We start from the raw sequence: 17,597 nt of genomic DNA on the forward strand, positions 1-17,597 counted from the left end.
CGCCCAGCCCCGCCAGCGCCGCACCCGCGACGAACACGCCGATAAACAGGCGCCGCACGCGGTAGCCAAGCGCTTCGACCATCTCGCGGTTCTCCACGCCGGCGCGGATCAGCAGGCCGATGCGGGTGCGATTCAGCAGCAACAGCATGGCGATAAAGATCACCAGCCCCAGCGCCATCGCGATCAGCCGGTATTTCTCGATGGCGGCATCGCCGAGCAGCACCGCGCCGCGGAAAGTGGTGGGCACCTGCAGCGCGATGGTCTCGGGGCCCCAGATTGCCTTGATCAGCTGCTCGGCCACGATCATGCCGCCCATCGTGATCAGGATCTGCTTCAGGTGCTGGCCGTAGACCGGGCGCACCACCACGCGCTCGAAGAACAGCCCGACCGCGCCCGCGGCCACCATGGCCGCCGCGATTGCCAGCGCAAACACGGCCAGGTTCTGCGCCAGGCTGTCGGCCTCGACCCAGCCCGCCATCGGCAGCAGCACCGACGCCGCCACGTAGGCGCCCAGCGCGATAAAGGCGCCGTGGCCGAAGTTGAGCACGTCCATCAGGCCGAACACCAGCGTCAGGCCGGAGGAGACGACGAAGATGATCATGCCCATCGCCAGGCCGGCAATGGTCAGCGTGAGCCAGGTCGACGGGCTGCCGACCAGCGGATAGGCCAGCAGCATCAGCAGCGGCGCCAGCGCCAGCGGGGTCCAGTCGAGGCGCACCTTGGGCAGGTCCGACGGTGCGGCGGCCGGCAAAGTCGTTGAAGTGGTCATGTGTATTGTCCCGCCTTACTGGTGCGCAGCCAGCGACAGCCCCAGCAGCTTCTGCTGCAGAGACTCGTCTTCAGCCAGCGCCGCCATCGTTCCCGTGTGCACCGTCCGCCCATCGTCCATCACCGCCACCGTATCCCCCACCGACTTCGCCATATGGAAGTTCTGCTCCACCAGCAGGATCGACACCTCGGTCTGCTTGAGCTCGCGGAACACATGGATCATGTTCTGGATGATGGCCGGCGCCAGGCCCTTGGTGGGCTCGTCGACGATCAGCAGCTGGCGCGGCTCGATGATGGCGCGCGCCACCGACAGCATCTGCTTCTGCCCGCCCGACAGCACGCCGGCGCGCTGCTGCCAGAAGGTCTTAAGCGCCGGGAACATGCGGAACACCCAGTCCAGCCGGCGCTCGTCGATGGCGCCGGTGCGCGCTGCCAGGCGCATGTTCTCGGCCACGGTCAGGTCGGAGAACACGCTCATGTTCTCCGGCACGTAGGCAATGCCGGCCTGCGCGATCGCGGGCGTGCTGTGGCGCGTGATGTCGGTGCCGTCAAAGGTCACCGTGCCCGCGCTGGCCTGCCACAGGCCCATGATGGTGCGCAGCGTGGTGGTCTTGCCGGCACCGTTGCGCCCCAGCAGCATGGTCACGCCGCCACGCGGCACCTCGAAGCTCACGCCGTGCAGGATGTGGTACGGGCCGATATGGGTCTGCACGCCCTGCAGCCGCAGGATCGGCCCGGTTGCTTGTGCGTCAGCCATGGCTGCCCTCCTCTTCCGGCATGCCCAGGTAAGCCTGCTGCACCACCGGCGAGGCGATCACCTCGGCCGGGTCGCCGTCGGCTACCAGGGTGCCGTTGTGCAGCACGATGATGCGGTCGGCCAGCGAGCGCACCACGTCCATCTTGTGTTCGACCAGCAGCACGGTCTTGCTGCGGTCCTGGCGGATCTCGCGGATCAGGTCAAGGATCACCGGCACTTCATCAACGCTCATGCCCGCGGTGGGCTCGTCGAACATGAACACGCGCGGCTGCAGCGCCAGCAGGATGCCGACCTCCAGCTTGCGCTGGTCGCCGTGCGGCAGCGAGGCCACCGTCAGCTGGCGCTTGCCGGCCAGCGCCACGCGCTCCAGGATCGCCATGGCCTGCGCCTGCACGTCGCGGTGGCTGGTCCACATCGAGAACAGGTCGAGGCCGCGCTGCTGGCGCGCCTGCACCGCCAGGCGCACGTTCTCCAGCACCGACAGCTGCGGGAACAGGCTGGTCAGCTGGAAGGCGCGGCCGATGCCGCGGCGCGTCTTCTGCGACACCGGCAGGCGCGTCACGTCCTCGCCATCCAGCAGGATCTGCCCGGCCGTGGGCGGCAACTGGCCCGAGACCAGGTTGAAATACGTGGTCTTGCCGGCGCCGTTTGGGCCGACGATGCAGGTCAGCTCGCCGGGCCGGAACGCGCACGACACCGCATTGACGGCCACGTGGCCGCCAAAGCGGATGGTCAGGCCGCGCGTCTCCAGCAGCGGCTGCGCCCCGACGGCAGTCGCGCCGGCGTGCCCGGCGGCCGGCTGCGACGGCGCCGGCACGGACCGGGCGAAGGAGGCTGGCGCGTTCATCAGCGGTGGTTGCGCACGGGCACGGCCATCTCTTCGGGCTTGATCTCGCGCACGAGCTCAGGCACGCCCCAGGCGAAGGCCGGATCCACCTTGATCTTGAAGTGGTACATCGACTGCATGGCCTGGTGGTCTTCCTTGCGGAAGGTCATCTTGCCCTTGGGGGTGTCGAATGACATGCCTTCCATCGCCGTGATCAGCTTCTCGGTGCCGGTCTCGCCGCTGGTCTTCTTCAGCGCCTCGACCAGCGCGATGCCCGCGGTCATGCCGCCGGCCGTGAAGAAGTCGGGCGGCGCCTTGAACTTGCTGTAGTGGTTGGACACCAGCCACTCATTGGCCTTGTTCTTGGGGATGCCGAAGTAGTAGTACGTGGCCCCTTCCATGCCCGGGAAGTTCTTGTAGCTGGCCATCGCCGGCAGGATGTTGCCGCCGGTGGCAATCTCGATGCCGTAGCGCCTGGGATCCAGATCCGCGATCTTGAACGGGTTGCCGGCACCGGCCCAGATAATGAAGATCACCTTGCGGCCTGGCTTGTCCTTGAGCGAATCAAACAGCCGCTGCGCGCCTGCGGTGAAGTCCGTGGTACTGGTCGGCAGGTATTCCTCGTGCACGATCCTGGCGTTCTTCAGCGCGCCCTTGAAGGCCTTGACGCCGTCGCGGCCAAAAGCGTAGTCCTGCGCCAGCGTGGCGATCTGCACGCCCGGCTTGTCCAGCGCCACGGCGTTGGAGATTGCGTCCTGCGACGAATTGCGGCCGGTGCGGAAGATATAGCGGTTCCACTTGTCGCCGGTGATCGAGTCGGCCACCGCGGGTTCGACCAGCAGCACCTTCTTGTATTCCTCTGCCACCGGCAGCATCGCCAGCGCGGTGCCGGAAGAGGTGGGGCCGACCGCGATATCGGCGCGGTCGTCGCTGTAGGCGGCGGCCAGCTGGGCCTTGGCCACGTCCGGCTTGCCCTGGGTGTCTTTCTCGATCACCACCAGCTTGTTGCCGTTGACGGTCATGGTGCCGTTGGTGGCGTACTCCAGGCCCATCATCAGGCCGGTCTGGGTCTGCTTGGCGTAGGCTTCGAGCGCGCCGGTCTTGTCATAGACGTGCGCGATGCGGATGTCCTTGGCCAGCGCGGTGCCGGCGGCAAGCAGGCCGGCGGCCATGACCAGGGCACGTACGGCGAGTGGGTTGCGTTGCATTGCTGTCTCCTGTGTTCGGTCTCGTTTGTGTTTGTCTGGATGAAACCTGCTGCAACTGCCTGGGAAAGCTCTACAGACTATTCGCGCGCGCGCCCTGCCAGGAAGCGCCGCATGCCGTCGGCGGTCTCGGCACTGGCGATCTGTGCGACAAAGGCCGCGCGCTCCCGCTCAAGGCCGGCCGCCAGGGTGTCGGCGTCCCAGCGCAACAGCGCGCGCGTGCGGGCCACGCTGCCCGGCACCTTGCGCATGACGCCGCGCGCCAGCGTCGCGGCATCGGCCTCGGCCGAACCCGGTGCGGCCAGCGCGGTGGCCAGGCCAAGTGCCTCTGCCTCCGGCGCGGCGACGATCGTATTGTTCAGCTGCCACGCGCGCGCCCGCGGCGTGCCGACCAGCTGCGGCAGCATCGCGGTCCAGCCGCCGTCCGAGCTGAAGCCAACCACCGTGTAGTACGGCGCGATGCGCGCATCCCGCGCCAGCACCGCCATGTCGCACGCCAGCACCAAACCCAGCGAGCCGCCCGTCAGCCAGCCCTCCACGGCCGCCACCACCGGGCAGCGCAGCGCTGCCAGGCGCAGGATCGAACGGTTCAGCAGTGCCAGCAGCCGGTCGGCGTAGCTGGCTATCGCGTCGCCCTGCGCAGCGAATGCCGCGACATCGCCGCCGGTGGAGAAATTTTTCCCGGCATGCGTCAGCACCACGGCATGGATCGCCGGGTCGGCTTCAATCTCGTCCAGCGCGGCGAGCAGCGCTTCCAGCAACTCGGGCACTAGGCTGTTGTGCCGCTGCGGCCGGTTCAGGCGCAGCAGCGCCACGCCATCGACGGCGCGCTCCCACTGCACCAGGGGTTCTGCGTCAGCGTTCATCGCGGCTGCAGGCCGTGCGAGATCAGGTCGAAGGCGGTGTCGACCACCTTCTCCATCGAAGGCGGGCGCTTCCAGCGCGCATAGCGCATGCCCAGGAAGTTGCTGATGCCGATCAGGCACCAGGCGCGCACCTCGGCATCGCCGGGCACGATCTCGCCCTGCTCCTCGGCGCGCGTCAGGCGCCGGCTGTAGAGCTCGGCAAACACCTGGAAATAGCTGCTGTAGATGGTCTCGTCCACCGAGTACGAATCCAGCACGATCCGGTACAGGTTCTTGTGGCGCGAAACGAAAGAGAGAAATGCCTTCAGGCCCAGGCGCTCGGCTTCCATCTGGGTGGCCGCGGCGGCAACGTGCTTGCGCAGGTGGGCGCGCACCAGTTCCAGCATGTGCGCGACCAGCGCGCGGAAGATGTCCTCCTTGTCCTTGAAATACAGGTAGAAAGTGCCCATCGCAACCTTGGCTTCCTGCGTGATCTCGGAGATCGACGCGGCGTAATAGCCTTTCTCACCGAACACCTTCTCGGCCGCGCGCAGCAGCGCCTCGCGCGTCTTCTGCCCGCGCGCGGTCTTGGGCGGGCAGATGCCGCCGGCATGGCCGGGTTCGCGGGTTGCGCCGGTTTCGGGCGGTGCGCCCGTGTCGGTCTGGGACATCTTGTCTCCGGTGGCGCTGCGCGCCTTGTCATTGGAATGCCAGCCGCTTCATGTCATGCCGGCGCAGGCAGGTGCCTCCTCCGCGCCTGCCTGCGCCGGGAATCGCCACTCAGGCAAAACCTGATAGCTGATTCATGTTTCATCGTATAAATTGCCCACCGTGGATGTCAATAGAGAGGCACCCTCACCCGGTGGCATCCAGGCCGCTGCCCTTTACCCTCCTGCCAGGAGAGAACCGTCGTTGGACGCTCCCGATTCGGCACCTGCCGGCCCCGCTTCGCCGCCGTTCGCCAGCCACCCGGCACGCGGCGCCTTGCCAGGCTGGCGCGAAACCGGCCAGGGACGGCCGCTGCTGTTGCTGCACGGCTGGTCCGTCACCGGCGAGGCCTTCGACGGCCAGCGGGCGCTCGCACTGGCGGGATTCCGCGTGATCGCGCCCGACCATGCCGGCCACGGCCTGTCGCGCGAGCGCGACGGCACCACGATCACGGCGCTGGCACGCGACGTCGCCGGACTGGTTGCACACCTCGGGCTGACAGACGTGGTGGTGGCTGGCTGGTCGATGGGGGCGATGGTGGCATGGGCGCTGCTGCGCGACCATCCGGGTCTTCCGCTGGCAGCGGTCGGCAGCATCGACATGACACCGAGGCTGGTGACCGATGCGGCCTGGCCGCATGGCCTGCACGGCCACTATGAGATTGCGCACGCCGCGCAGATGGCGGCCCGTATCCGGGCCGACTGGCCCCGGCTGGCGCCGTCAGTCGCGCTGGGAATGTGGTCGGCGGGAAGGCGCCCGGAAGGCGCCGCAATGCAGCGCATCGCGCACATGGCGGGCCAGTGCGATGCGTGGGCGCTTGCCGCTTTATGGGAAGACATGGCGCGCCAGGATTTCCGGGAGACATTGCGCGGTGCCGGGCTGCCGCTGTTCCACTTGTACGGGGAAGCCAGCCGGCTCTATGCGCCCGCGGTGGGCACCGCTACGCTCGCACTGCGGCCCGGAGCGGGATTCAGCGTGGTGGCCGGCGCCGGCCACAGCCCGCACATGGAGCAGCCGCAGGCATTCAATGCCGCGCTGCTGGGCCTGATCGCCCGGGCCGCGTCAGGCCAGCAGGCGGTAAGTCCAGAGGCCGAACGCGGTCAGCAGCAGTGAGCCGCCCAGGTGCAGCAGCAGGTGCAGCCCCGCCCAGCCATAGTCGCCGGCAATCAGGTTCGCCACCACCTCGCTGGAGAAGGTCGAGAACGTGGTCAGCCCGCCAAGGAAGCCGGTGATGGCCAGCAGGCGCCATTCCGGCGGCAGGCCCGCGTGCGTATCGAAGAACCCGACCGCCAGGCCGACCAGGTAGCCGCCCAGCAGGTTGGCCGCCAGCGTGCCATAGGGCAGCGCGGGATTGATCGCGTTCCACAGCACCGCAAAGCCCCAGCGCAGCCACGCACCCGCCGCGGCGCCTACGCCCACGGCGACAAAGCCGAGCGGCCCCATCAGGGCTGGCTCCCGCCCTGCTTCTCCGGTGGTGCGCCAGCATCGTCGCCGCTGGCATTGAACGATGCGATCCCCCAGCGCTGGAGGGCGGCTTCGTCGGTCACGCGGGCGTCGACCCAGCGCGCCCCTTCCGGGGTGTCTTCCTTCTTCCAGAACGGCGCTTCGGACTTGAGGTAGTCCATGATGAACTCGCACGCGGCAAAGGCATTGCCGCGATGCGCCGACGCCACCGCGACCATCACGATCTGGTCCAGCGGCTGCATCGGCCCGACGCGGTGGATGATGGTCACGCCCAGCAGCGCCCAGCGCGCGCACGCAGCCGCTTCGATCTGCGCCAGCGCCTTCTCGGTCATGCCCGGATAGTGCTCAAGCTCCATCGCGCTGACCGCGCTGCCGTCGCTGACATCGCGCACCGTGCCGATAAAGCTGGCCACCGCGCCGACCGCCGGATTGCCGGCACGCAGCGCAGCGACTTCCGCGCCGAGATCGAAATCCTCACGCTGCACCCTGACGCTCATCTCAGCCTCCGGTCACTGGTGGGAAAAAGGCGACTTCACAGCCGTCGGCAATCGCCGTATCGGGGCGCGCCACCGCATGGTCGACGGCCATGCGCAGCGCGCGGCCTTCAGCCAGGGTCTCGGCCCAGGCGCCGCCGCGCTGGCGCAGCCACTGGCGCAGTTCGCCCACGGTGCGCACGTCGGCCGGCACCTCGGCGCGCTCTTCAGCCACGCCCAGCTGCTCGCGCACGCTGGCAAAGAATCGGAGTTCGATGGTCATCACAGCTTCTGTGTCCTGGTAACGCTGGCCGGCTATGCGAGCAGGCCGTCAAACGGAATGAACTGCACGGTATCGCCGCGCGCGATCGGCTGGTTGGGCGGATTGTCGATCAGGCCGTCGCCCCAGACGGTGGAGGTCAGCACGCCCGAGCTCTGGTTGGGGAACAGGTCCAGGCCGCCCTCGGCATTGATGCGCGCGCGCAGGAACTCATTGCGGCGGTCGCCCTTGTTCAGTTCGAAGTCCGCGCGCAGCGGCAGGCGCCGCGGCGTCACGCCGGCCACGCCCTGCAGGCGCAGGATGAACGGGCGCACGAACAGCAGGAAGGTCACGAAGCTGGACACCGGGTTGCCCGGCAAACCCAGGAAGAACGCCGGCCCGGCATCGTTGTTGACCTGCCCGAACGCCAGCGGCTTGCCCGGCTTGATCGCGATCTGCCACATGTCGAGCCGCCCCTCGGCCTCGACCGCGGGCTTGATATGGTCTTCCTCGCCGACCGAAACGCCGCCCGAGGTGATGATCAGGTCGTGTCCCTGCGCCGCGCGGCGCAGCGTCTCGCGCGTGGCGGCCAGCGTGTCGGGAACGATGCCGAAGTCGCTGACCTCGCAGCCCAGGTTTTCCAGCAGGCCGCGCAGCGTGAAGCGGTTGGAGTTGTAGATGGCGCCCGGCTTGAGCGGCTCGCCCGGCATCGCCAGTTCATCGCCGGTGAAGAACACGGCGACGCGCACGCGCCGCACCACGTCCAGCTTCGCCTGGCCGACCGATGCGGCCAGCCCCAGCGCCTGCGGCGTCAGCCGCGTGCCGGCCGGCAGGATCACGCTGCCGGCCTCGATATCCTCGCCCGCGCGCCGCACCCATTCACCGGATTGCGGCACGTGGTTGACGATCACGTCCTCGCCCTCGGCGGTGCATTGCTCCTGCATCACCACGGCGTCGGCGCCCGGCGGGATCAGCCCGCCGGTGAAGATGCGCGCGGCGGTGCCGGGTTCCAGCGCGGTGCCGACATGGCCGGCGGGAATCCGTTGCGACACGCGCAGCCGCGTGCCGGCAGCGGGCACATCGCCCGCGCGCATGGCGTAGCCGTCCATCGAGGTATTGTCTGCCGGCGGCACGCGCAGCGTGCTGGTCACGGGCGCGGCCAGCACGCGGCCGTTGGCGTGGAGCGTGTCGATGGATTCAAGCTGCGCCAGCGGACGGGCGGCGCCGAGCAGCGCGTCGAGCGCCTGGGCCATGGTCAGCATCGGGGGGCGGGAAGGTGCTGCGGCTTGGGTCATGGTGCGATGTGGGAAATTGTTGGCCCACGAAAAACGGCCCGCGCATTGCCGGCACCACTTGGTTGGGGCAGGCAATCCGGGGGCCGAAGATCGGGCCCGCAGCCTGATTGTAGCGAGTTGGCGCGGGCCCGGCATGCGGCAGCGCCGCAGCGGGCTGCACGCGCCCGCGCGCTTACAGGCCGGTGTGGCCGGCGATATAGGCCTTGACCTGTGCGGCGTCGGCCGGCATCACTTCAAAGCGCTGCGGCAGGCTCTCGATGCCCTCGAACTTTGCGGGGCGCTCCGGCTCGTGGCCGAGCGCTTCGCGGATAGTGTCGGCAAACTTGGCCGGCAGCGCGGTTTCCAGCACCACCATCGGCACGCCGGCGCTGAGATGCTCGCGCGCCACCTTGACGCCATCGGCGGTGTGGGTATCGATGGTGATGCCGTAGCGCGAAGACAGGTCGCGGATGGTCGCTACGCGGTCGTCGTGCGTGCTGCGGCCCGAGACAAAGCCGAACTCGCGGATGCGGTCGAATTCCGGCGTGCCCGACAGGTCGAAGCCGCCCTTCTCTTCCACGTCGCGGAACAGCGCCACCAGCTTGCCGGCGTCCTGGCCGAGCAGGTCGAACACGAAGCGCTCGAAGTTCGAGGCCTTGGAAATATCCATGCTCGGGCTCGAGGTGTGGTACGTCTCGGCCGACTTGCGCACGCGGTAGGCACCGGTGCGGAAGAACTCGTCGAGCACGTCGTTCTCGTTGGTGGCCACTACCAGCTTGTCGATCGGCAGGCCCATCATGCGCGCGATATGGCCGGCGCAGACGTTGCCGAAGTTGCCCGACGGCACGCAGAACGACACCTTCTGGCCGGGGCCGCTGGTGGCCAGCAGCCAGCCCTTGAAGTAGTACACCACCTGGGCCACCACGCGTGCCCAGTTGATCGAGTTGACCGTGCCGATCTTCTGGCGCGCCTTGTAGTCGAGGTCGTTGGAGACCGCCTTGACGATGTCCTGGCAATCGTCGAACACGCCTTCGACGGCAAGGTTGAAGATGTTGGCGTCCTGCAGGCTGAACATCTGCGCGGTCTGGAACGCGCTCATCTTGCGGTGCGGGCTCAGCATGAACACGCGGATGCCGCGCTTGCCGCGCATGGCGTATTCTGCCGCGCTGCCGGTATCGCCGGAAGTCGCGCCCAGGATGTTCAGCTCCTGCCCGGCGCGGCCCAGCGCGTACTCGAACAGGTTGCCGAGCAGCTGCATCGCCATGTCCTTGAAGGCCAGCGTCGGGCCGTTGGACAGGCCCAGCAGTTGCAGCCTGGTGCCACCTTCCTCGCCGAGCGTGCGCAGCGGCGTGATGTCGGCGGTGTTGTCGCCCTCGCGCGCGTTGCAGTACACCTCGGGCGTATAGGTCTTGCGCGTCAGCGCGCGCAGGTCCTCGGCAGGAATATCGTCGCAGAACTTGCGCAGGATCTCGTAGGCCAGGTCGGCATACGACAGCTTGCGCCAGGCCTCCAGTTCGTCGGCGGTGACTTGCGGGTACTGGGTAGGCAGGTACAGCCCGCCGTCCGGCGCCAGGCCGCCCAGCAGGATCTCGGAAAACGATTGCGGCATCTCATGGCCGCGGGTCGACTGGTATTTCATGTGAATCAGCAGGTCCGGCCCTTAGTTCAGTTCTTCCATGCGCAGGCGCGTCACGGCGGACAGCACGGTGGGCAGCGCCTCGATCTTGGCGATCGCCGCGTTGACGTGCTTCTCGCGCGTGATGTGCGTGAGGATGATGATGTCGGTCTGCGGCTCGCCCTCGCGCGATTCCTTCTGCAGCATGGCGTCGATCGAGATGCCGCCCTCGGCCAGGATGCGGGTGATCTCGGCCAGCACGCCGGTCTCGTCGGCCACGCGCATGCGCAGGTAGTACGAGCTGTTGATCTCTTCGATCGGCAGCACCGGCACGCTCGACAGCTCGTCCGGCTGGAACGCCAGGTGCGGCACGCGGTGGTTGGGATCGGCGGTGTGCAGGCGGGTCACGTCGACCAGGTCAGCGATCACGGCCGAGGCGGTCGGCTCGGCGCCGGCACCCTTGCCGTAGTAGAGCGTCGCGCCCACGGCGTCGCCCTGCACCAGCACCGCGTTCATCGCGCCTTCGACGTTGGCGATCAGGCGCGAGGCCGGCACCAGCGTCGGATGCACGCGCAGTTCGACACCGTCGTCGCGGCGGCGGGTGATGCCCAGCAGCTTGATGCGGTAGCCCAGTTCCTCGGCGTACTTGATGTCGATGGCTGACAGCTTGGTGATGCCTTCCACGTGGGCCTTGTCGAACTGCACCGGCATGCCGAAGGCGATCGCGCTCATCAGCGTGACCTTGTGCGCGGCATCGACGCCTTCGATGTCGAAGGTCGGGTCGGCTTCGGCGTAGCCGAGCTGCTGGGCTTCCTTCAGCACCACGTCGAAATCGAGGCCCTTGTCGCGCATCTCGGACAGGATGAAGTTGGTGGTGCCGTTGATGATGCCGGCGATCCACTGGATGCGGTTGGCGGTCAGGCCTTCGCGCAGCGCCTTGATGATGGGGATGCCGCCGGCGACGGCAGCCTCGAATGCCACGATCACACCCTTGCGGCGCGCGGCTTCGAAGATCTCGTTGCCGTGCACGGCCAGCAGCGCCTTGTTGGCGGTGACCACGTGCTTGCCGTTCTCGATCGCCTTGAGCACCAGCTCGCGCGCGATGCCGTAGCCGCCGATCAGTTCGATGACGATGTCGATGTCGGGGCGGTTGACCACCTCGTTGGCATCGCTGACGATCTCCACTTCCCCGTTGGTCAGTTCGCGCGCGCGTTCGGTGTTGAGATCGGCCACGATGGCAATCTCGATGCCGCGGCCGGCGCGGCGGCGAATTTCTTCCTGATTGCGCTTGAGCACGTTGAACGTGCCGCTACCGACGGTACCGATGCCGAGCAGGCCAACTTTGATGGGGTTCATGGACAATCTTCTGAGTTGCTAAGGATGAATTGCGGCGCGGCCCGCGAAATCAGGCCGCTGCCTTGCCGTGGCGTTTTCGGTACGCCTCGAGGAAGCGCGCGATGCGGCCGATGGCCTCGCGCAGGTCTTCCTCGTGCGGCAGGAACACGATGCGGAAATGATCGGGCTTGGCCCAGTTGAAGCCCGAGCCCTGCACCAGCAGCACCTTGGACTCCTGCAGCAGTTCGTAGATGAACTCCTGGTCGTCCTGCACCGGGTACATCGACAGGTCGAGCTTGGGGAACAGGTACAGTGCCGCCTTGGGCTTGACGCAGGTAACACCCGGGATCGCGGTGATCAGCTCGTAGGCCAGGTCGCGCTGGCGGCGCAGGCGTCCGCCTTCATTGACCAGGTCGTTGATGCTCTGGTAGCCGCCCAGCGCGGTCTGGATCGCCCACTGGCCCGGAACGTTGGCGCACAGGCGCATCGACGACAGCATGTTCAGGCCTTCGATATAGTCGATGGCCGGGCGCTTGTCGCCCGACACCACCATCCAGCCGGCGCGGTAGCCGCATGAGCGGTAGTTCTTCGACAGGCCGTTGAAGGTCACGGTCAGCACATCGGTCGAGAGCGAGGCGATCGAGGTGTGGGTGTGGCCGTCGTACAGGACCTTGTCGTAGATCTCGTCGGCATAGATGATCAGGCCGTGCTCGCGCGCGATGGCGACGATCTCGAGCAGCAGTTCGTCCGAATACAGCGCCCCGGTGGGGTTGTTCGGGTTGATGATGACGATGGCCTTGGTATGCGGCGTGATGCGGGCGCGGATATCGGCCGGATCGGGCATCCAGTCGTTGGACTCGTCGCAGATATAGTGCACCGGCGTGCCGCCCGAGAGGCTCACCGCGGCGGTCCACAGCGGGTAGTCCGGCGCCGGCACCAGCACTTCGTCGCCGGCATTGAGCAGCGCGTTGACGGCCATCACGATCAGTTCGGAGGCACCGTTGCCCACATAAATATCGTCCAGGCCAACGCCTTCGATATTTTTTTGCTGGGTATAGTGCATGATCGCCTTGCGTGCGGCGAAAATGCCCTTGGAATCAGAATAACCTGCCGAATTCGGCAGGTTTCGCATCATGTCCTGCTGAATCTCTTCCGGCGCGTCAAAGCCGAACACGGCCAGGTTGCCGATATTCAGCTTGATGATCTTGTGCCCTTCTTCCTCCATCTGCTTGGCCTTTTCCAGCACCGGTCCGCGGATGTCGTAGCAAACGTTATTGAGTTTGTTGGATTTCTGGATGGGTTTCACGGCGATGTCGGGCAAGCGTAGCGTGCCGCGTCGGCGGCACCGGACAGGGAATCTGGGCGAATCTGAATTAATGCCGAAGCCCCGTGCGGAAGCCCCGCGCCGGGGCGACGTCCGCTGCAATGCAACGCGAACGTGGCAGACAGGGAGGCAAAAGCTATAATTTATCGGATTATGACAGACTTCGGCAGGGATTCTTGCATTGCAGCGTGCGCTTGCCGCGCACACGCCAGGCGCCTGCGCACTGTCGTCCATCCTGTCGCCCACACCGTACCCGCCCGGGGTGCCGGCCATCCGCCCCACGGGCCGGCCCGCCAGCCCGTGGCGGCCGCCGCAGAGGCCTCCAAGTGAAACTCCACGCCGACCAGCCCCAATCGCTCAATACCGTCACGGCCTACGGGCCGGGCTACATCGAGATCAACCTCGTCCGTCACACCAACTCGGTCCTGGTCATGCCCGAGGGCGAGGTCCGGCCCTGGCCGGTCAGCCGCTTCGAAGACCTGGAGCCTGCGCATTTCGAGCAGCTGGTGGCACTCGGCCCCGAAGTGGTGCTGCTCGGCACCGGCTCGCGGCTGCGCTTCCCGCACCCGCGCCTGACCGCGTCGCTGTCGCGCCGCCATGTCGGGGTGGACGCCATGGACCTGCAGGCCGCCTGCCGCACCTACAACATCCTGATGGCGGAAGGCCGCAAGGTGGCGGCGGTGCTGCTGCTCGAAGCGGAAGCCGCCTGATCTTTGCAAAAGTTGAGCCGGCGCCACGCTTGAAGTCCGGCAGGGCGCCCCAATCTGCCCCGCCAAGGTGGCAGCACCCTCACCCGATTCTCCCGATCCCCTGCCCCTCCCCCAGGAGCCACAAGCATGACCGTCAGTCTGAACAAGGCCGTACCCGACTTCAGCGCGCCGATGACCGGCGACGCCACCTTCCGCCTTGCCGACTACCGCGGCAAGACGGTGGTGCTGTACTTCTACCCGAAGGACAACACGCCGGGTTGCACCACGGAGGCCATGAACTTCCGCGACCAGTATGAGGACTTCCAAAAGGCCGGCGTGCAGGTGTTCGGCATCTCGCGCGACAGCATCCGCTCGCACGAGAACTTCAAGGCCAAGCTTGAGCTGCCCTTCGAGCTGATCTCCGACGCCGACGAAGCCGTGTGCACGCTGTTCGATGTCATCAAGCTGAAAAAGCTCTATGGCAAGGAGCACCGGGGCATCGAGCGCAGCACCTTCATCATCGACGGCAAGGGCATCCTGCGCCACGAGCTGCGCGGCATCAAGGTGCCGAACCATGTTGACGAAGTCCTGGAAATCGTGCGCGGGCTCTGAGGTATCGCGTCGGTGTCGGCCTTGCCACGACACGGACGCCAGCCCGGCCGTGCTGTGTCGCAACACGCCGTTGGCAAACCCAATTGCCAAACCCAAAACCTTCGGATACATTGGCCCGTAATGAGTTCAGATTCCGGATGCCACGCTGTTTCGACTCCCCGGCCCAGGCGGTTCGCGCCACAGGCCGGTAGCGGACCTGCCGTGTCGGCAGTCCGCAAAAGAGCCGCCAATCCTGTTATGCAGGCATGGCGGCTTTTTTGTTTGCAACCGCGTCTGTCCTCATGCCTGTCCGCGCCGGGAGCCTCGCGCATGCATGCCCCGGCCATCGGCCGCCACGCCGTCTCCGACGTATCGCGGCGTCGCGGCACGGATACCCTCGCCCCCTTCTTGTCCCCCTGAAAGGAAAGCCAAGCATGCCGCTGCCTACCATGCCCGCCAAGCCTGCCCAATTGCTGGATCCGAGCGAGTTTGCTCCGGTCTCCGCGGTGCCCAAGGCCAAAGCCGCCACACAGGGCAAGAAACCTGTGCCGGCGCTCGAGCGCGTGGCATTGCTGGAAACCGGCGACACCGAGGTGCCTGAGGTCCAGGCCCGCGCCGCCGGTGGCACCCGTGCCCGCAGCACCGAGACCCCGGCCGTATCGACGCCTGCCGTCAATGCCGCACCGGTCAGCCTGGTCAAGCCGTCCACCGGCCCCACGCGCCGCGCCCGCAAGTCCGAAGGCCCGAGCAAGCTGTTCGTGCTCGACACCAACGTGCTGATGCACGACCCGGCCTCGCTGTTCCGCTTCGAGGAACACGACATCTATCTGCCGATGATGACGCTCGAAGAGCTGGACAACCACAAGAAGGGCATGAGCGAAGTCGCGCGCAACGCGCGCATGGTCAGCCGCACGCTCGATTCGCTGGTGGGCGGCACCGACGGCGTGCTCGACGAAGGCCTGCCGCTGGCCAAGCTGGGCAACCGCGACGCGCAGGGCAAGCTGTTCTTCCAGACGCGCCTGAACGACATCAAGCTGCCTGAAGGCCTGCCGCAGGGCAAGGCCGACAACCAGATCCTGGGCGTGGTCAGCGCGCTGCAGCAGCAGTACCCCGAGCGCCAGGTCGTGCTGGTGTCGAAAGACATCAACATGCGCATCAAGGCGCGCGCACTGGGCCTGCCGGCCGAAGACTACTTCAACGACCAGGTCCTGGAAGACAAGGACCTGCTCTATGCCGGCGTGCTGCAGCTGCCCGGCGACTTCTGGACCAGGCACGGCAAGGGCGTGGAAAGCTGGCAGGACCCGAAGTCAGGCGCCATGTTCTACCGGCTCACCGGGCCGCTGGTGCCGTCGTTCCTGGTCAACCAGTTCGTCTACCTGGAACCGGTCGACGGCAGCCTGCCGCTGTACGCGCAGGTCAAGGAGATCAACGGCAAGACCGCGCTGCTGCAGACCCTCAAGGACTACACGCACCACAAGAACAATGTGTGGAGCGTGACCGCCCGCAACCGCGAGCAGAACTTCGCGCTCAACCTGCTGATGAACCCGGACATCGACTTCGTCACGCTGCTCGGCCAGGCCGGCACCGGCAAGACCCTGCTGGCGCTGGCAGCCGGGCTGGAACAGGTGCTGGACCAGAAGCAGTACAACGAGATCATCGTCACGCGCGCGACGGTGCCGGTGGGCGAAGACATCGGCTTCCTGCCCGGCACCGAGGAAGAGAAGATGCAGCCCTGGATGGGCGCGTTCGACGACAACCTCGAGGTGCTGCAGAAGAGCGACGACAGCGCCGGCGACTGGGGACGCGCCGCCACGCAGGAGCTGATCCGGTCGCGCATCAAGGTCAAGAGCATGAACTTCATGCGCGGGCGCACCTTCGTCAACAAGTTCGTCATCATCGACGAGGCACAGAACCTGACGCCCAAGCAGATGAAGACGCTGGTGACGCGCGCGGGCCCGGGTACCAAGATCATCTGCCTGGGCAATATCGCGCAGATCGACACGCCGTACCTGACCGAGGGTTCGTCGGGCCTGACCTACGTGGTCGACCGCTTCAAGGGCTGGAGCCACAGCGGCCATATCACGCTGGCGCGCGGCGAACGCTCGCGCCTGGCCGACCACGCCGGCGACGTGCTCTGACACCGGCAACCTGCGGGCGCGCCCTGCCGGTGGCGGGGCGCCCCCGCAGCGCCTGAGCGCCGTCGTCAACGGCAAGCACTTTGGGGCTATGATGGCCCCATGTTTGCCGTTGCCCCGCATCCCCACTGGAGGCGTCGATGAATACCCAGCATCTGCCCGGCGGGCATGCGCCTGCCGTCGCCCGCAGCCAGCACAGGCAGCGCCTTGCACTGGCCATGCTGGCAGCCGCCGGCATGGCGCTGGCCGCCAGCTGGCGCCCGGCCCATGCCGCCGCCGAAGAAATGGTGATCCGCACCATGGGCCCGGTCAGCTACGTCTGCGGCGGTGTCGCCGAGGACGAGCGCCAGGCGCTGGCCGCGAAGGAAAAGGACTTCAACATGGGCATCCTGTTCACCCAGGGTGCGAACGGTGAATTCCTGTCGGACGTGGCGGTCAGGCTGATGCGCGACGGGCAGGAAGTCGCCAGCTTCCGCGCCGCCGGCCCGCGCTGCCTGATACGTGCGCCCGAAGGCAGCTACAATATCGAGGCCAGTTACAAGGGCCAGGCCAAGTCCATCAAGGTCAGCACCGGTACGCGCAACGCCCAGCTACGCTGGTAGCGGCAAGGCTTCCGGTGCGCCGGCAGGCCGGCGACCGGAAACCCAGGATGCCATTGCGCCGTACCCGAATCCCTACCCATCCATTGCGTGCGCAGGGCCTGCTTGCCCAGGTCCGGCTGCCGCTGCTCTGCGCCACCGCCCTGCTGCTGGCAGCCTGCGCCAGTTCCCCGCCTTCGCGCCACGCCGGCCTGCCGCGCACGCCGGGCAAGCCCATGATCGATCCCAGCGCCGGACTGGAAGAGATTTCGATCCAGGCGATGTCCCTGGTCGGCACACCCTATCGCTACGGCGGCAATACACCGGACTCCGGCTTCGACTGCAGCGGGCTGGTGCGCTACGTGGTGTCGCGCGCGGCCAATGTAAACCTGCCGCGCACCACCGAGGCGATGGGCGTCCGCGGCAGCTCGCTGGACCGCAGCGAAGTGGCATCCGGCGACCTGGTGTTCTTCAACACCACCGGCCGCGCCAATTCGCACGTGGGCATCTACGTCGGACAGAACCGCTTTGTCCATGCACCGTCGTCCGGCGGCACGGTCCGTCTCGAAGACATGGGCAAGCCTTACTGGGCCTCGCGCTACAACGGCGCGCGCCGCGTGGTCGCGGCGGTCAACCAGCCGCCCGCGCCGGTGGCAGCCCCGGCCGCGCCACCGCTGCCTGAGCCCGCGCCGGCCCCGGCACCGCTTGGGGTAGACGACGATCCCATCGCGGCCTTCGCCAACCAGTGAAG

General features: G+C 67.1%; 19 protein-coding genes. 6 read left to right on the forward strand and 13 right to left on the reverse strand.

Annotated features, from left to right (window positions below):
- From AC3WRR_RS31470 to AC3WRR_RS31495, 6 genes are all read right to left on the reverse strand, one after another.
- Positions 1-769, reverse strand: a 769-nt coding sequence (locus AC3WRR_RS31470) for a branched-chain amino acid ABC transporter permease (RefSeq protein WP_492299090.1), incomplete at its 3' end; no start/stop codon positions are given.
- A gap of 15 nt (positions 770-784) precedes the next feature.
- Positions 785-1,525 (reverse strand): ABC transporter ATP-binding protein, encoded by a 741-nt coding sequence (locus tag AC3WRR_RS31475; protein ID WP_011615577.1) that lies wholly within the window; start codon positions 1,523-1,525, stop codon positions 785-787.
- Entirely contained in the window at positions 1,518-2,279 is a 762-nt protein-coding gene (locus tag AC3WRR_RS31480; protein WP_037024138.1) for an ABC transporter ATP-binding protein, read from the reverse strand. Before AC3WRR_RS31480 ends, AC3WRR_RS31475 begins: the two co-directional genes overlap by 8 nt.
- Positions 2,280-2,371: 92 nt before the next feature.
- On the reverse strand, positions 2,372-3,559 hold the full coding sequence (locus tag AC3WRR_RS31485) for a substrate-binding domain-containing protein (RefSeq protein WP_010810484.1): 1,188 nt from the start codon (positions 3,557-3,559) through the stop codon (positions 2,372-2,374).
- A gap of 77 nt (positions 3,560-3,636) precedes the next feature.
- Positions 3,637-4,422 (reverse strand): enoyl-CoA hydratase/isomerase family protein, encoded by a 786-nt coding sequence (locus tag AC3WRR_RS31490; protein ID WP_492294502.1) that lies wholly within the window; start codon positions 4,420-4,422, stop codon positions 3,637-3,639.
- Positions 4,419-5,072, reverse strand: coding sequence for a TetR/AcrR family transcriptional regulator (locus tag AC3WRR_RS31495; protein WP_010810482.1), 654 nt, complete (start codon positions 5,070-5,072; stop codon positions 4,419-4,421). Before AC3WRR_RS31495 ends, AC3WRR_RS31490 begins: the two co-directional genes overlap by 4 nt.
- Positions 5,073-5,313: 241 nt before the next feature.
- On the opposite strand from AC3WRR_RS31495, the gene AC3WRR_RS31500 reads away from it, so the two are divergent.
- Positions 5,314-6,222, forward strand: coding sequence for an alpha/beta fold hydrolase (locus AC3WRR_RS31500; protein ID WP_010810481.1), 909 nt, complete (start codon positions 5,314-5,316; stop codon positions 6,220-6,222).
- On the opposite strand, the gene crcB is transcribed toward AC3WRR_RS31500, so the two are convergent.
- From crcB to AC3WRR_RS31535, 7 genes are all read right to left on the reverse strand, one after another.
- Positions 6,172-6,552, reverse strand: coding sequence for a fluoride efflux transporter CrcB (crcB, locus tag AC3WRR_RS31505; protein WP_010810480.1), 381 nt, complete (start codon positions 6,550-6,552; stop codon positions 6,172-6,174). The two genes, AC3WRR_RS31500 and crcB, sit on opposite strands and share 51 nt — an antisense overlap.
- Positions 6,552-7,070 (reverse strand): molybdenum cofactor biosynthesis protein MoaE, encoded by a 519-nt coding sequence (locus tag AC3WRR_RS31510; RefSeq protein ID WP_011615581.1) that lies wholly within the window; start codon positions 7,068-7,070, stop codon positions 6,552-6,554. Before AC3WRR_RS31510 ends, crcB begins: the two co-directional genes overlap by 1 nt.
- Before the next feature lies 1 nt (position 7,071).
- A complete protein-coding gene (gene moaD / locus AC3WRR_RS31515; RefSeq protein ID WP_010810478.1) occupies positions 7,072-7,329 on the reverse strand; it encodes a molybdopterin converting factor subunit 1 in 258 nt (85 codons plus the stop codon).
- 32 nt (positions 7,330-7,361) lie between these two features.
- Entirely contained in the window at positions 7,362-8,600 is a 1,239-nt protein-coding gene (locus AC3WRR_RS31520; RefSeq protein WP_037024094.1) for a molybdopterin molybdotransferase MoeA, read from the reverse strand.
- A 172-nt stretch (positions 8,601-8,772) separates the two neighbouring features.
- The gene (thrC, locus tag AC3WRR_RS31525; protein WP_439668024.1) at positions 8,773-10,218 is read right to left on the reverse strand and encodes a threonine synthase; all 1,446 of its coding nucleotides are present in this window, start codon (positions 10,216-10,218) and stop codon (positions 8,773-8,775) included.
- Between the two features lie 21 nt (positions 10,219-10,239).
- Positions 10,240-11,550, reverse strand: coding sequence for a homoserine dehydrogenase (locus AC3WRR_RS31530; protein WP_010810475.1), 1,311 nt, complete (start codon positions 11,548-11,550; stop codon positions 10,240-10,242).
- A 49-nt stretch (positions 11,551-11,599) separates the two neighbouring features.
- Entirely contained in the window at positions 11,600-12,835 is a 1,236-nt protein-coding gene (locus tag AC3WRR_RS31535) for a pyridoxal phosphate-dependent aminotransferase (protein WP_010810474.1), read from the reverse strand.
- 344 nt (positions 12,836-13,179) lie between these two features.
- Between AC3WRR_RS31535 and AC3WRR_RS31540 the strand changes: the two genes are divergently transcribed.
- From AC3WRR_RS31540 to AC3WRR_RS31560, 5 genes are all read left to right on the forward strand, one after another.
- On the forward strand, positions 13,180-13,563 hold the full coding sequence (locus tag AC3WRR_RS31540; protein ID WP_439670716.1) for an Mth938-like domain-containing protein: 384 nt from the start codon (positions 13,180-13,182) through the stop codon (positions 13,561-13,563).
- A gap of 126 nt (positions 13,564-13,689) precedes the next feature.
- Positions 13,690-14,154, forward strand: coding sequence for a peroxiredoxin (locus AC3WRR_RS31545; RefSeq protein ID WP_010810472.1), 465 nt, complete (start codon positions 13,690-13,692; stop codon positions 14,152-14,154).
- A 413-nt stretch (positions 14,155-14,567) separates the two neighbouring features.
- On the forward strand, positions 14,568-16,271 hold the full coding sequence (locus tag AC3WRR_RS31550) for a PhoH family protein (protein ID WP_010810471.1): 1,704 nt from the start codon (positions 14,568-14,570) through the stop codon (positions 16,269-16,271).
- Between the two features lie 137 nt (positions 16,272-16,408).
- Positions 16,409-16,870 carry a hypothetical protein gene (locus AC3WRR_RS31555; protein WP_010809520.1) on the forward strand — a complete coding sequence of 154 codons (462 nt, stop codon included), beginning with the start codon at positions 16,409-16,411 and terminating at the stop codon, positions 16,868-16,870.
- A gap of 47 nt (positions 16,871-16,917) precedes the next feature.
- A complete protein-coding gene (locus AC3WRR_RS31560; protein ID WP_439670718.1) occupies positions 16,918-17,595 on the forward strand; it encodes a C40 family peptidase in 678 nt (225 codons plus the stop codon).
- The last annotated feature ends 2 nt before the right edge of the window (positions 17,596-17,597 follow it).

The organism is Cupriavidus sp. FW305-3-2-15-C-LB2 (assembly GCF_058787575.1).